This window comes from Nocardia ninae NBRC 108245 (assembly GCF_007990755.1).
Classification (GTDB): domain Bacteria; phylum Actinomycetota; class Actinomycetes; order Mycobacteriales; family Mycobacteriaceae; genus Nocardia; species Nocardia ninae.
Map to the genome: position 1 here is coordinate 1 of NZ_BJXA01000132.1, position 14847 is coordinate 14847.

15 protein-coding genes are annotated in these 14847 nt (G+C 68.5%); 10 read left to right on the forward strand and 5 right to left on the reverse strand.

Annotation, left to right across the window (positions count from 1 at the left end; all coding sequences use genetic code 11):
* The 4 genes from NN4_RS42785 to NN4_RS42800 form a co-directional block, all read left to right on the forward strand.
* Positions 1-1316, forward strand: a 1316-nt coding sequence (locus NN4_RS42785) for an AAA family ATPase (protein WP_503826352.1), incomplete at its 5' end; no start/stop codon positions are given.
* Positions 1317-1497: 181 nt separating this feature from the next.
* Entirely contained in the window at positions 1498-1950 is a 453-nt protein-coding gene (locus NN4_RS42790; RefSeq protein WP_147143685.1) for a hypothetical protein, read from the forward strand.
* Positions 1951-2041: 91 nt separating this feature from the next.
* Positions 2042-2431, forward strand: a complete 390-nt coding sequence (locus NN4_RS42795; RefSeq protein WP_234391231.1) for a YchJ family protein — start codon at positions 2042-2044, stop codon at positions 2429-2431.
* Between the two features lie 44 nt (positions 2432-2475).
* Complete coding sequence (locus tag NN4_RS42800; RefSeq protein WP_147143688.1) at positions 2476-2751, forward strand: Rdx family protein; 276 nt, start codon at positions 2476-2478, stop codon at positions 2749-2751.
* A gap of 48 nt (positions 2752-2799) precedes the next feature.
* On the opposite strand, the gene NN4_RS42805 is transcribed toward NN4_RS42800, so the two are convergent.
* Entirely contained in the window at positions 2800-3024 is a 225-nt protein-coding gene (locus NN4_RS42805) for an FmdB family zinc ribbon protein (protein WP_147143691.1), read from the reverse strand.
* Between the two features lie 151 nt (positions 3025-3175).
* On the opposite strand from NN4_RS42805, the gene NN4_RS42810 reads away from it, so the two are divergent.
* Entirely contained in the window at positions 3176-4774 is a 1599-nt protein-coding gene (locus NN4_RS42810; protein ID WP_186818901.1) for a carboxylesterase/lipase family protein, read from the forward strand.
* Positions 4775-4823: 49 nt separating this feature from the next.
* On the opposite strand, the gene NN4_RS42815 is transcribed toward NN4_RS42810, so the two are convergent.
* The 3 genes from NN4_RS42815 to NN4_RS42825 all read right to left on the reverse strand — a co-directional run bounded on the left by NN4_RS42815 (position 4824) and on the right by NN4_RS42825 (position 8490).
* Positions 4824-6131 (reverse strand): cytochrome P450, encoded by a 1308-nt coding sequence (locus tag NN4_RS42815; RefSeq protein WP_147143711.1) that lies wholly within the window; start codon positions 6129-6131, stop codon positions 4824-4826.
* A 202-nt stretch (positions 6132-6333) separates the two neighbouring features.
* Complete coding sequence (locus NN4_RS42820) at positions 6334-7056, reverse strand: TIGR03089 family protein (protein WP_147143694.1); 723 nt, start codon at positions 7054-7056, stop codon at positions 6334-6336.
* Between the two features lie 3 nt (positions 7057-7059).
* Positions 7060-8490: an LCP family protein gene (locus NN4_RS42825; RefSeq protein WP_147143714.1), complete on the reverse strand. Its 1431-nt coding sequence runs from the start codon at positions 8488-8490 to the stop codon at positions 7060-7062.
* A 327-nt stretch (positions 8491-8817) separates the two neighbouring features.
* Between NN4_RS42825 and rfbD the strand changes: the two genes are divergently transcribed.
* The 5 genes from rfbD (at position 8818) to NN4_RS42850 (ending at position 14270) form a co-directional block, all read left to right on the forward strand.
* A complete protein-coding gene (rfbD, locus tag NN4_RS42830; RefSeq protein ID WP_147143697.1) occupies positions 8818-9687 on the forward strand; it encodes a dTDP-4-dehydrorhamnose reductase in 870 nt (289 codons plus the stop codon).
* A gap of 11 nt (positions 9688-9698) precedes the next feature.
* Positions 9699-10601, forward strand: a complete 903-nt coding sequence (locus NN4_RS42835) for a glycosyltransferase family 2 protein (RefSeq protein ID WP_186818902.1) — start codon at positions 9699-9701, stop codon at positions 10599-10601.
* Positions 10602-10868: 267 nt separating this feature from the next.
* The gene (manB, locus tag NN4_RS42840; RefSeq protein WP_135233055.1) at positions 10869-11948 is read left to right on the forward strand and encodes a mannose-1-phosphate guanylyltransferase; all 1080 of its coding nucleotides are present in this window, start codon (positions 10869-10871) and stop codon (positions 11946-11948) included.
* Between the two features lie 129 nt (positions 11949-12077).
* Entirely contained in the window at positions 12078-12410 is a 333-nt protein-coding gene (locus NN4_RS42845; protein ID WP_147143699.1) for a hypothetical protein, read from the forward strand.
* A gap of 453 nt (positions 12411-12863) precedes the next feature.
* Positions 12864-14270 (forward strand): hypothetical protein, encoded by a 1407-nt coding sequence (locus NN4_RS42850; RefSeq protein ID WP_147143702.1) that lies wholly within the window; start codon positions 12864-12866, stop codon positions 14268-14270.
* A 70-nt stretch (positions 14271-14340) separates the two neighbouring features.
* Here NN4_RS42850 and NN4_RS42855 read toward each other — a convergent pair.
* Positions 14341-14847 (reverse strand): winged helix-turn-helix transcriptional regulator (locus NN4_RS42855; RefSeq protein WP_147143705.1); only part of this gene is annotated, 507 nt, incomplete at its 5' end.

Consider the following 14847-nt stretch of genomic DNA (forward strand, 5'->3'; position numbering starts at 1 on the left):
GGGCGGCGGACGCCTCGATCGCCACCCTCGCCGCCCGCGTCGACGCGCTGACCACCGCACGCACCGAACTCGGCCAGGCGCTGCGCGCGGCGCGTTCGCTGCCGGATCTCGTTCCGCCGGAACTGGATTTCGACCCGCGCAACCCGCCCTCGGTGGACACCTCCGCCGTGCGCCGGGCCTGGGCCGACTGGGCCGCGCTCACCTCCGCCGACTACACCCCCGACCTGCCGGACCGGCTACGCGGCGCGCATGCCCGGCTGGTCGACGAACTCAACCTGGTGCAGCAGGGCACCCGTAAGGAACTGGACCGGCTCGACGAGGTGTGGACCCCGTTGGTGCCGCGCATCGTGAGCTGGCTGGAGGGTGCCCGCGAGGTCGCCGCGCACGCGGCCGAACTACGCACCGTCAAGAAGGCCGAGGACTGGCTCAAGTCCGCCACCGCGGGCCTGCGCGGCGAACGCATGACGCCGCTGGAGACGACCGCGCGCTGGGTCTGGCAGACGCTGCGCCAGCAGAGCAATGTCGAGCTCGGCGCTATTCGCTTGCAGGGCAACGCCGGAACCGCGCGCCGGGTGCTGCTCGACGTCACCGTCGACGAGGTGGACGGCGCCGCGCTCGGCGTGATGAGCCAGGGTGAGCTGCACGCGCTCGGGCTGTCGCTGTTCCTGCCGCGGGCCACGGTCGAGGAGAGCCCGTTCCGCTTCGTGATGATCGACGACCCGGTGCAGGCGATGGACCCGGCGAAGGTGGACGGCCTGGCCAGGGTGCTCGCCGCCGTCGCGTGGACGCGGCAGGTGGTCGTCTTCACCCACGACGAGCGCCTCGCCGAGGCTGTACGCCGGATGCAGCTCGACGCCACCGTGCTGGAGGTGCAGCGCCGGGATCGTTCGGTGGTCGAGGTCCGGGTGTCCAGCGACCCGGTCCGCCGCTACCTCGATGACGCGCGCGCCCTCGTGCGTACCCCGCAACTGCCGCAGGCCATCGCCGACGAACTCGTCGCCACCTGCTGTCGCTCCGCGGTGGAAGCCGCGAGCCTCGGCCGGGCCAGGCGCACCTTGCTCGCCGACGGCATGAACCATCGCGAGGTGGAGCGCCACATCGACGCGGCCCAATCCACCAGGGCGAAGGTGGCTCTCGCGGTGATGGGTGTCGGTGGCAAGGTCGACGATCTCAACAAGCATCTGGTCGCGCGCGAAGGGAAATGGGTGGTCGAGGCGTTGCGCGACGCCACCGCAGGCGCGCACGTGCCGATCGGCCGCAGCATGCGCGAATTGATCACGGAGACCGAAAGATTCGTCGCATGGCTCGCACGCTGACAGCGTGGCACCGGCGCAGGCCGGAGCGGAGTGCGGCCAGGTGCGAGCACAGCAGGTTGCAGAGGCGCCCCGCGCGCGCGGGAATCGAGCATCGGCGAGGTGCGGGCATCGGCAAGCGCGGCACCCGAATGCGTTGGGGCGATTGGCGCAGGCCGGGGCCGAGTAGCAGCGAGGCACGAGCATGAGCGCGCAGCGTGGACCGCGCCGCGGACCGATCGGTGGGCGCGGAGCCAAACGCGGACCCGCGAAAGGACCCAAACGCCCGCGGCCGTCCGTGGCCGAGCGGCTCGACACCGTGGACCGTCTGCTGGCCGGCGCGGTGACCGACGCGGGCGGGCTGTGGTCCCGCGCCACCGCCTGGATTCTGCGAATCGCGTTGGAGCAGTCCGTCGATGAGCTGTGGGGGCGGCTCGCCCCGGCGCTGATGCGCTGCCCGATGCGCGCCCAGCTGATCGCGCTGCGCACCTTCGCCGGACCCGAGGTGGCGGCGCAGGTGGCCGCGCTGTGGGCGGCGCTGTCGCGGGCCGCGCATCACCACGACTACGAGTTGGCGCCCAGCGTCACCGACCTGCGCCGTTGGCGCGAACAGACCGTGGCGATCGCAGGCGCGCTGGCCGCTGTCGAGTCGAGATGACCAGCGTCGAGTCGGGATGACCGCCGCCGCCGCGGCGGAACAGGCCACCCGGCCGGACCTTCGCCGGGGGCGGCACGCGAGAATCGGGGACATGAGTGGGACCCGGATGTGTCCGTGTGGCCGGGGCGAGGCCTTCGACGACTGCTGCGGGCCGGTGCTGAACGGAAAGCGGGCGGCGGCGACCGCCGAGGCGTTGATGCGTTCGCGCTACACCGCTTTCGCGGTAGGGGACACCGACTATCTACGCCAATCGTGGCATCCGCGCACCAGGCCCGCCGAGCTAGAGCTCGATCCCGGCCAGCGCTGGTTGTTCCTGGAGATACTGCGCACCGCCGACGGCGGGCTGTTCGACGAGACCGGCTTGGTCGAGTTCGTCGCGCACTATCGGGCGGATGGGTCGCGCGGCGCACTGCACGAGGTCAGCAGGTTCCTGCGCGCGGACGGCGCCTGGGTCTACCTGGACGGTGAGATCGAGGCGTGAGTGCGTGCGGCGCGGCGCGGGCCCGAACGGTAGCGTGAGCCACCATGTCCCGTGTCGCGATCGAGTACTGCACCCAGTGCCGCTGGCTGTTGCGCGCGAGCTGGATGGCGCAGGAACTACTGAGCACCTTCGGCACCGAACTCGGTGAGGTGGCACTGATTCCGGCGACGGGCGGCCTGTTCCGGATCACCGTCGACGGCGGGCAGGTGTGGGAACGCAAGGCCGACGGCGGTTTTCCCGATATCGCGGTGTTGAAGCAGCGGGTGCGCGACCGGGTCGCGCCGGACCGTGATCTCGGCCACGCGGATCGGCGCGACTGAACCCGGCGGCTGCGGTGCTGAGCCTCCCAGGCGATTCCGTGGCGAGACTCAGCCGCAGCAGCCGCCACCGCAGCAGCCGCCACCGCGCTGCGGCGCGGCCTGGCTCGGCGCCGGAGCCGTGCCACCACGGCTGACCGTGGCAAACGTGGTCAGCAGCTTGACTGTGTCGGCATGGCCCGCGGGGCAGGACGCCGGATTCGACGACTCCGCCATCGGTCGGTTCACCTCGAAGGTGTCGCCGCAACTGCGGCACCGGTAGCTGTAGCTCGGCATCGGTCAAGCGTACCGTCGCGATCTCAGCTTGGTGCGTCGCATATCCAGGTCGCCGGTGGGTAAGTACCCTCGAATAGGAGATCGCGCGGTGCGCGGCCAGCTGGAGCAAACCGGCAGCACACCGATGGATCGCTGGCAGGAGGTGCGAACAATGACTGCTCAGTTCGAGAAGGAAGCGGGCTGGGAAGTGCGCGGCGCCGAGCCAGTCGTCACCACGACTTCGGGTGAGGTACGCGGCCGCTGGGACGGCCCGGTGGCGGTATGGCGCAGCATTCCCTATGCGGCGCCGCCGAGCGGGCACCATCGGTTCCTGCCGCCGCGGCCGGCGCCGGAGTGGGGCGGGATCCGCGACTGCGCCACCTTCGGCGAGATCGCGCCGCAGACCATGGGCAATATGGTCCCCGTCGACTCCGACCTGCGGATGGGCGAGGACTGCCTCTGGCTGAACGTGTGGTCACCCCGGCGCGACGTCGGCGACCTGGTGCACACCTTCGACACGGGCGAACCGCGTCCGGTGCTGGTCTGGTTGCACGGTGGCGCCTACTGCCTCGGCACGGCCGCGCAGGGCATCTACGACGGCCGCAAGCTGGCCGAGACCGGTGACGTCGTCGTGGTCACCGTGAACTACCGGCTCGGCGCGCTCGGTTTCCTCGATCTGTCCTCGCTGCCCGGCCCGTTCACGCCGAATCTCGGTCTGCACGACCAGATCGCCGCGCTGGAATGGGTGCGCGACAACATCGCCGCGTTCGGCGGCGACCCCGGCAATGTCACGCTGTTCGGCGAATCGTCCGGCGCGGGTTGCGTTACCGCGCTATTGACCTCGCCGCGCGCGGCCGGGCTGTTCCACAAGGCCATCGCGCAGAGCCCGCCCGCCACCACGGTCTTCGGCCAGGAGCGGGCGGCCGCGGTGGCGCGGCGATTCCTGGAACTGCTGGAACTGCCCGCCGCCAGGGCCGTCGAACTGCTCGACTGGCCGGTCGAGAAGATCGTAGAGGTCGCGGGCATCCTGCTGGACGAGATCCCGTTGAAGGAGCCGGGCAGGCTGGCGGCGGCGCCGGTGGTCGACGGCGATCTGCTGCCGACCTATCCGATCGAGCGGTTCCAGCACGGGCGTTCGCACCGGGTGCCGCTGATGATCGGCGCCAACAAGGACGAGGCCTCGCTGTTCCGGGTGTTCCGGTCGCCGATCATGCCGGTGACCCCGGACGCGGTGAACGCGATGCTCAACGATGTGGCGGCCAGCCACCCGGAGCTCTCGCACGAGCGGATCGCCGAAATCACCTCGGCCTACCCGGATCTGGACAAGACCAGGGGCGCGCTGGCCATGTCCGGCGACGCCGCGTTCCGGATGCCTGCGCACTGGGTGGCCGACGCGCACGCGCAGCACTCACCGACCTGGATGTACCGCTTCGACCACGCGACGCCGATGCTGCGCGCGGCCCGGGTCGGCGCGGGGCACGCGACCGAATTGCCTTATGTCTTCGGCAATTTCGGTTCGTTCAACCACGACCCGACGTTCTGGCTCGGCGGCCGCAAGGTGGCCATGGAGGTGTCCGGCCGAATGATGCGGCGCTGGTTGGCCTTCGCCACCCACGGGGTGCCTGCCGCGCTGGACGGTTCGAAACATTGGCCGCCGTACCGTCCGGACACGCGCACCACGCTGCTGATCGACACGGTCGATCGGGTGGTGGACGACCCCGACGCGGAACTGCACACCGCCTGGGGTGCACAAGCTGTCGGTTTCAGCTGAAAACTGTTGTCTTGCAGTGCGGCTCGTAGGTACCGAGCCGCTCGGCGAGTCAGACGGTGGTCGGTTCGGGGGCGGGTGCGCGCCGCCCGAGGCGGACCGGCAGCTGCTCATATCCGTGCAGGGTGAACAGCTTCCGGCGTTGCGGTGGCCCGTCCAGTTGCAAGTCGGGGAACCGTTCGAACAGAGCTTGCAGCGCGTAGACGCCCTCCATGCGGGCCAGGCTGGCACCCAGGCAAACGTGGATGCCGTTGCTGAACGACAAGTGCTCCTTGGCATTCGCGCGGCCGATGTCGAAACGGTCCGGCTCGGCGAACACCGCGGGGTCGCGATTGGCGCCGGCCAGCGACAGGACGACCGTGTCGCCGGCGCGCAGCCGCTGGCCGGCGATCTCCACGTCGCACATCGCGGTGCGCGCCGTCGTCTGGACCGGCGAGTCGAAGCGCAACACCTCTTCGATCGCGTTGGGCCACAGCTCGGGTTCGGCGCACAGCCGCGCCAGCTGCTCGGGATGATCCAGCAGCTGGACCACGCCGTTGCCGATCAGGTTCACGGTGGTCTCGAAGCCCGCGCCCATCAGCAGGCTCGCGGAGGCCTTGAGCTCGAACAGGTCCAGTTCGCCCGCAGTGACCAGGGAGCTCAGAATGTCGTCACCCGGGGTGCGGCGCAGACGCGCGATGTGTTCGTCGAAGTAGGCGTTCATCACCTCCATGGCCTGCAACGCGCGCTGGTGGGCGCGCCAGGAGATGCCGACATCGAGCAGCGGTGTCAGTTCATCGCCCCAGTGCAGGAACCGGTCCTTGTCCGAGTCGGGGAAGCCGAGCATTTCGGAGATGATCGCGATCGGGACCTGAGCGGCGAAGGCGGTGATCAGATCGGCGGACCCGCCGGCGGGCAGCGCGTCGAGTAGTTCCGCGGTGACCGATTCGACGCGGTCGCGCAGCCTGCCGATGGCCCGCGGGGTGAACGCGGAGGCGACCGGCTTGCGCATCTTCGTGTGCTCGGGTGGGTTGATCACCAGCATCGACGGTGGTTCCACCGGGTTCGGCGGCAACGGGAAGTAGTTGGCCAGCTTCTGGAGCGGGCCGGGGATGTCGAAGCTTTCGGTGGTGCGCACACCGAATCGGTTGTCGCGCAGGATGGCTCGGCACAGCTCGTGGTCGAAGGTGGCCCAGGAGATCGAGGTGCGGATCAGCCTGCCCCGGCCGCGCAACCGCTCGATGAGCGGATACGGATCGGCGAACCCACCGGGCCCGCCCATCAGTTCGGCGAACGCGTCACCGCGCTTGGCTTGGCGGCGCAACACCAACCGAGGCGCGCCTTGAACGGACAACCAGCGGAACCAATACTGCGGCTTCATCATTCACCAACTCCGTCGTTGTGCGATAAGTCCACCGTACGGAACCCGGCCAGAATGTGGAACGTCCCCTAGTCGGACTTCCGCCTATACCGTGGTAGGAGATGCTGTCGAGGTTAGCCAAGATGGCCGCACACTTTCTGATTTCGTGCAGACCGAATCGCATGCGATTGCCTCTGCGGGAAATCAGAAAGTATGCGGCTGGTCAGGCGCGTTGCGCGGTGACGCGTTCGGTTTCGATGCGGCGGTCGCGCAAGGCCGGGTCGGGGTTGACGACCTGGACGAGGGAGGCGCCTGCGGCGAGCACCGCCACGTAGCCGTCGATCAGTTCGGCGGGGGTGTCCCACGGCGTGCTCGACAGCACCCGGTCGCCCTCGGAAAATCCTTGCCGCATGGCCGATTTCTTCGCTTCGGCGAGCACCTCGGCCACCGGCATGCCGTCCAGCGCGGCACCCGCGCCGCCCGGCAGGAACTGATCGCCATGCACCCGCACGGAGGTCGCGAAGTCGGTGACGCCGATCGGGAGGTCGCGCACCGGCGCGCCCATGGCGTCCAGTGACAGCGCCGCGACCTCGGCGACGCCGTCCGCGTCGTCGAGCCGGTCGGGTGTCACCAGGGCCAGCTCGGCGTGCTCGTCGGGGCGCAGCACCACCTCGGTGCCCGCCCACCAGCAGCCGAGCAGCACGGCGGCGGTCTGCCAGTGCGCGGGCAGCAACACCGCGATCCGGGCGCCGGGACTCAGGCCGAACTCGTCGCGAATCAGGTTGGCCGTCTTGGCCGCCCAGTTCGCCAGGGTGAGCCCGGACAGTTCGATCCTGGCTCCGGTGGCGTCGTCGTAGTAGGTGACGCGCGGCCCCGCTGGGTCCCGCGCGAGAATCGGATCGAGCACTTTCTCGGTGAGGGTGAGTGCCTTGTCGAATTCACGCATTGTCTAATTCACGCATTTCGGTCCGTTCTGGCCTGCGTCGATCGGTGGGGCGGGCGGGACTGGCGTCGCGGTGGTGCTCGACATTCCGGAGAAGTCGAACATGCTTCCTGCCGCCGAGCCCGGACCAGAATAGTCGCTCGCCAGCACAACGCTCACCGAATCCGGCGACAGCGTCGTATCCGCGAGCACCGGCAGCCCACCGAGCGCCTTGGCCACCGCCTTGGCTTTCGCGTCGGAAGTCTTCGCGGCGAGCACCCGGCTGCTGGACACATTCGGGCCGGTGTAGTTGCCGACCAAACCCTCGTGGAATCCCTTACCGCTCAACGCCTGTGCGACCTGACCGGCCAGGCCGCCGATGCCGCTGGCGTTGTACACGCTGACGGTCACCGTGGCCGGGTCCAGGGCGGGCTCGTCCGACTCCGGCTCGGCGGCCTTACCGTCGACCAGCGAGCCCACATATGACTTCACCGCGGCCGGATCGACCCGCACCACCGATTCACCGCTGGTGGTCAGGTAATTCAGGTCGGTGACCGGAATGGTCTCGAATTTCACCTGACCGCCCGAGAGATCCTGCAACTGCTGCAGGAACGCGAGCACGTCCCAGTCGTCGTCGAGCACGACGGTGCGCCCGACCGCGTCGCTGAGCTGTTTCATCCGCCCCGGATTACTGAGCGTCTTCGCGTTGAGCACCTGCCCGACCAGCTGCGCCATGAATACCTGCTGGCGCACAATGCGATCGAGGTCACCGCGCGGCAGATTGTGCCGCTGCCGCACGAAACTCAACGCGGCCGGGCCGTCGAGGCGTTGGCGGCCCGCCGGGAAGTCGGCGCCGGACATCCATTCGTCGACCGGATTGTTCAGGCACACCTCGACCCCGCCCACCGCGTCGGTGAGCAGCACGAAACCGAGCAGGCTCACCTCGGCGTAGTGATCGACGCTGATGCCGGTGAGGTTGGCCACGGACTTGATCAACGCCTGGCGACCCGCCTGGGTGGACTGCTTGTCCGCGTCGGCCTCCGGAACGCCTTGGTTCATCAGCTCGAGGCGTTTTGTCTCCTTGGTCGCGCCGTACGCCGAATTGATCTTGCCCTTGCCGAGATCCGGAATGTCGACGTAGGAGTCGCGGGGGATGGAGATGGCGGTCGCGGACCGGCCGTCGTTCGGCACCCGGATCAGCACGATGGTGTCGGTGTTGGTGCCGACCTCGTCGCCCGCGTGCAGCAGCGCGCGCTCCCGGTCGCTCAGCGGATTGCCGTGCGCGTCGGTGCGGCTGTCGACGCCGACCAGCAGGATGTCGACGGCGCCGTCGCGCCCACCGCCGAGGCCGAGATTGCCGATGCGTTCGATGTTGGAGATCAGGCTGTCGACGCTGTGCCAGGCGAAGCCGGTGATGACGAGCACCACCACCGCGAGCACCGCGGCGCCGGCCCGCAGCGGACCGCCCGCCGGTAACCGCGATTGCGCGCTGCGTGGCCTCGCGCGTTCGCGGCTCGCAAGCGCTCCGAGCGGCCGGGTCACCCGGAACCCTCCGCCGCAGCTACTTTGTGTCCTCTCGCCAACACGACATCCTTTCGACACGCTCGGGGCCTCTTACGACAGCACGGTCCGACCGACCACCCCACCTTTCCGTAGCCCCCGCACCCTTTCAGCAAACCCATGTTCGCGGGCGGGTGTCCGCCGAGGGCAACTGACTGAAGGCTAACGAATACCGGCCCGGGCACCCTCAATCCGCAGGTGTGGCGGCGTGCCAGACTCGACCCCGTGACAGCTTCGACAGCATCCGGCGCCGCCGCGCCCGCCCGCCTCGTGGTGACCGGGGCAGGTGGACAGGTCGGCCGGGAACTGCTCGCCCTGGCGCCGGCCGCTCGCGCGTTCGGCCGCCGTGACCTCGATATCACCGACGCGGCCGCGGTCGCCGCCGTCCTGGAACCGGGCGATGTGGTGATCAACTGCGCCGCTTACACCGCGGTCGACCGCGCCGAGTCCGACGTGGCCGCGGCCTTCGCGGGCAACGAGACTGGTCCGGCCGTGCTCGCCACCGCCTGCGCGCGAGTGGGTGCCAGGCTGATTCACCTGTCCACCGACTACGTGTTCGCGGGCGTGCACGATCGTCCCTACGAGACCACCGATCCGACCGGGCCGGTCAGCGTTTACGGCCGGTCCAAACTGGCCGGCGAGCATGCTGTGCTGACCCTCGCCCCGCAGTCGCACGTGGTGCGCACGGCGTGGGTATATGCCGGGCGCGGAAGTGATTTCGTCGCCACCATGCTGCGGTTGGAGCGCGAACGCGACACCGTCGACGTGGTGAACGACCAGCTCGGCGCCCCCACCTACGCCGCCGATCTCGCGGCGGCGCTGCTGGACCTCGCGGGCCGGCCGGACGCGCCGCAGCTGCTGCACGCCACCAACTCAGGCCAGGCCAGCTGGTTCGACCTGGCGCGGGCGGTATTCGCGGGTGTCGGCGCCGATCCGGAACGGGTCCGGCCCTGTGACTCGTCCGCGTTTCCGAGACCCGCACCGCGCCCGGCATATTCGGTGTTGTCGCACCGGGCCTGGGATGAAGCCGGGTTGACGCCGCTGCGGCCCTGGCAGGTGGCACTGGGGGACGCGCTCGCGCGGTTGTCCGACTAGGCTCTCGGGCCGTGGACGTATCCGACTCCGCCCATAAGGGGCTGGCCGTCGTCACGGTGACCTATTCACCGGGCGAGCACCTCGAGCACTTCATCACCACGCTGGCTGCCGCCACCACCGAGAAACCGCAGGTGATCCTCGCGGACAACGGATCGACCGACGGGGTGCCGGAGCTGATCGCCGAGGCCAATTCACATGTGCGGCTGCTGCGCACCGGCGGCAATATCGGCTATGGCGGCGCGATCAACCGGGCGGTCGCCGAGATCGATCCGGACATCGAGTTCGTGGTGATCGCCAACCCGGATATCCGCTGGGGCACCGACTCAATCGATCAGCTGCTCGCCGCCGCGAAGCGCTGGCCGCGGGCCGGTGCGCTCGGCCCGCTGGTGCTGGAACCGGACGGCAGTGTCTACCCCTCCGCCCGCCGGGTGCCCGGTCTGCTCGACGGCGCCGGTCACGCGATCCTCGGCACGGTGTGGAAGACGAACCCGTGGACCCAGCGCTACCGCCAGGACAACGAGGAGATCTCCGAGCGGGCCGTCGGCTGGCTGTCCGGCTCCTGCCTGCTGGTGCGGCGCGCGGCGTTCGACTCGATCGACGGCTTCGACTCGCGCTACTTCATGTACATGGAGGACGTCGACTTCGGCGACCGGATGGGTAAGGCGGGCTGGCACAACGTGTTCGTGCCGTCCGCAGAGGTCACCCACGCGAAGGGGCACGCCGCGGGACGGCACCCCGAGGTGATGCTGCCCGCGCACCACGCGAGCGCGTACCGGTTCCAGGCCGATCGGCATCCGCACTGGTGGCAGCTGCCGTTGCGGCTGGCGCTGCGGGCCGGACTTGCGGTGCGCTCCCGGATTGCGGTTCGATCTGCGCTGCGTCAACAGGCGCAGGACGCGAGTCAGCAGGCGTAGGCGCGGATCGACAAGCGAAGGGCGCAAGCCAAAGCGGTCGGGCGCGAGTCGACGAATGCAGGACGAGAGCCGATAAGCGCAGGACGCGAGTTGGCAGGCGCAAACCGCGAGCCAATAGGGTGCAAAGCGTGACTCGCTGGTCACCCGGCCGAGCGACAATCGAGGTAGGGCCCGCACCAATCGGTGCGGCCCGAGTGAACTGGCGCGCAGCCGAGTGTCGATCGGCGCGCGAGCAACAATCGATCCACTGTGAACAGGGGACCTTGAATGGCAGGAAATGCAGGCACCGACGCCGTGATCCTGGTGGGCGGGCAGGGCACACGACTGCGCCCGCTGACCCTCTCGGCACCGAAGCCGATGCTACCGACGGCCGGACTGCCGTTCCTGACGCATCTGCTCGCTCGGATCGCCGAGGCCGGGATCACGCACGTGGTGCTGGGCACCTCCTTCAAGGCGGAGGTGTTCGAGGACCACTTCGGTGACGGCTCCGAGCTCGGCCTCGAGCTGGAGTACGTCACCGAGACCGAGCCGCTCGGCACCGGCGGCGGTATCCGCAACGTGCTGCCCAAGCTGCGCGCCGACACCGTGATGGTGTTCAACGGTGACGTGCTCGGCGGCACCGAACTCGGCGCGGTGCTGGACACGCACGAGTCCACGAACGCCGATGTCACGCTGCATCTGGTGCGGGTGAGCGATCCGCGCGCCTTCGGCTGCGTGCCGACCGACGAGAACGGCCGGGTCACCGCGTTCCTGGAGAAGACCCAGGATCCGCCGACCGATCAGATCAACGCGGGCTGCTACGTCTTCCGCCGCGAATACATCGAGAAGATCCCGGCGGGCCGCCCGGTCTCGGTGGAGCGCGAGGTGTTCCCGCAGCTGCTCGCCGAGGGTGCCCGCGTGCAGGGCCACGTCGACACCTCGTACTGGCGCGACATGGGTACCCCGGAGGACTTCGTCCGCGGCTCCGCCGATCTGGTCCGCGGCATCGCGCCCTCGCCCGCACTGCCGGGCCAGCGCGGTGAATCCCTGGTCCATCCGGGTGCGGGTGTCGCGCCCGGCGCACTGCTCATCGGCGGCACGGTCGTCGGCCGCGGTGCCGAGGTCGGCGCGGGTGCTCGCCTCGACGGCGCGGTCATCTTCGACGGCGCGGTCATCGAGGCGGGGGCCACCGTCGAACGCTCGATCATCGGGTTCGGCGCCCGCATCGGCCCGCGCGCGCTGGTGCGCGACGGCGTCATCGGTGACGGTGCGCACGTCGGCGCGCGCTGCGAACTACTACGGGGCGCGCGGGTGTGGCCGGGCGTCGAGATCCCCGACGGCGGGATCCGCTTCTCCACCGACGTCTGATCGGCGCTCCTCAAAAACGGTTTCGTCGCGACGGTGCTTCTGGCAGGGTGCTGCCCAGGGTCCCGGGGCTCCGTCGCGGGATCGCTTCTTTGCTCACTGTGCCAATGGGAATAGTTGAGGAGAACGTTTATGGGGAAGTCTGTTTCTCGGGTGCTGGCCGCAGCAGCTTTCGCGGGGGCGGTCGGCATCTGTGCCGCACCGAGCGCGACGGCGGCACCGTCGATCTACGAACCGAGCATCACCCCGTGTAGCCACCAGTTCCGAACGCCGTTCGAACCCGCACGCCCGGGTACCAGCGCCTACTGGAGCCCGTTCGGCACCGCCGACATCGTCTGCTACGACGCGGGTTTCGGCGTCAGTCACTACCAGCGTGACCCCGGCGGGCAGTGGCATGCCATGAATCAACTGATTCCCGGCAACTACTTCATCAACATTTTCGGTTACAACCACCTGCCCGCCTAGAACCCGCAGCGCCTCTACATCTTTCACAGGGCTGACCCGGACCCGTCCTGTGGGAGGTGTAGACACTCTGCGGGGGTCGATGACGCGCGGCGGTCCCGTTGTGGACCGCGCGGTGGTCATGCTGCGCACTTGGCGAAATCCGTGACGTCGGCTCGATCGCCAGACGGATCTGCCTGTCTGGGTTACTGCTTCCAACGTTGGCAGAGAGCTATATATGCAGGTAGTAGCGCCTGGATTGGCAGTAGGTGCCAGCGGGATATCGGGAGGTCTCTGACGTTGAGGCGACTCGCTTCGGTAATTGTCTGAGACAATCCTTGCGATTCGAAAGGTCGGGCGTCTAAAGTACGGCTTAACCTCAGTTAGAGAATGTTTAGTTTCTAACTGTCGGAGCTTCAACCCAGGTCAATCCGTGCTGATGACTCGTCCTCTCCAATCGCGAAGGGTGGCACCCACATGCCCAGACAGTTGGTATTCACGGCGTTGATCACCGCCGTAGTGGCGACCGTGCCGCTGGTTGCGGCAGCGCAACCACCCATAACGCCAGAGCCCCCCATCGACCCCGTCGCGTGTGGCATCTGGGGTTGCACCGACCAGGCTCCGGTTCTGCCGGTTCCGATACCGGACGCGGTGGCCCTGCCCGAGTCGCCGCCGGGTGGCTGGTCGGCAGACGATCCGCCGCCCCGCTCGGAGCTGCTGTACTGGCAGGACTTCGATAGCGACGGTGCCGTGAACTGGGCCGACAACTGCGTCCTGGTGCCGAACCATGATCAAGCCGCGGCGATTCGGCCCCCGAACGCCGCCGACCCGGTCAATCCCAGCTCGCACGCGCTGGCGATGGCGTGGAAGGCGTCGAATCCCGGTGCGATGTACCGGACCTCGGACGAATTGGGCGAAGCCTGCTCCAATTACAACGACAACTGGCGCCGGACCATGGTCGCGTTCCGGGTATCGAGCAACGATCGCAAGCGCGACATCTTCAAATTCCTCGGGCAGGGCGGGCCGATGTTCGGCGAGAACACGCTGACGTTGGCGGTGCCGACCTGCTCACGTCTCGACACGGTGATGAACATCCTCGAATGGGGGCTGCACATCCCCGAAGGTCTGATTGCCAACGCCCTGAAGGCACTCCTCACCCCGGCCATCACGGACCACTTCGGTTGCAGCACAGGTATTTTCGCGCGCCTTGCCGAAGAACTGGGGCAGCTGGTCTGGGCGGGCAAGCGGCTCTACACCCCGACCAACGAGGGTGGCGCGATCACCAATCGGTTCTTCGCGCCCGTCACCGAGGTCGGCGTTTTCGATCCGCTGATCAAGGCCATGCCGTGGCTGTTCCCCGGCGGCACCGGGCAAACCGTGCAGGGCCGGGTCCGCAACGACGCGGTATCCCCTTGGGACGGCCGAAATTCCATCGCGATCGACTGGCGGGACGTCTCCGACACCGGGATCGGGCTGCGGGGCAACAGGTGGCCGATCACCGACCAGTCGTTGAGCGAATTGCTCAATGCCATGATCGGCGTCGGTCAGGTCGCAGGCCCGGGCCTCGAGGGCCAGATCATCCGTGCCCTCCCGATCGCGCTCGGCAACATCATGAAGATGATTCCGATCGTCCGGGATCTCGACGTGCAGTACCTGATCTATGACTCGTGTCGCGCGCTGCAAGAAGGATTTACCCCCTGCACTGCCGAGATAGCGCTGAGCAGGCCGGCGGACGGAGCGACCCGGTGGTATCAGGAGGGCTGGATGCCGTTCAGCACCGTCGACCCCGACATATTGCACCAAACTGCCTGGGAGCTCTCACATTTCCATGAGATGCAGCCCGCCTTCTACAATCTGCCGTCGAACGTCGGTATCGATAACTGACTGCAGCCAACGAACCTCGCCGCACGGGCCGCCGGGAACCTGCCCGGTGACCTGTGCGGACTTCGGCGAGTCAGGCTCGGGTTTTCCAGACGTAGCGGGTTTTGGGGCGCCCCGCGCGACCGTAATCCGAACGGCGGGTGACCAATCCGTCGTCGGCCAGCTTTTCCAGGTAGCGCCACGCGGTGATGCGGGAGACGCCGATGGTGGTGGCGGTGTCGGCGGCGGTGATGCCCTCGGGGGCGGCGCGGACGGTGCGGGAGATCTCGTCGAGGGTCTGCGGCGCAACGCCTTTGGGTGTGGTCGCGCGTTGGTCGGGGGTACGTAGCGCGCTGAGGGCGCGGTCGATGTCGTGCTGGGAGACCGCGGTCTCGCCTGCGGGCAGCGCCGTGCGGAATTCGCGGTAGCGGTCCAGCTTGTCGCGAAAAGCGGCGAAGGTGAACGGCTTCAAGAGATAGAGGACAACGCCGTGCGAGACCGCGGTGCGCACCATGGCGAGGTCGCGGGCCGAGGTGATGGCGATGACATCGGGCCGGGGCGCGAGGCCGGTGAGGGCCGCCGCGACGTCCAAGCCGCTGGC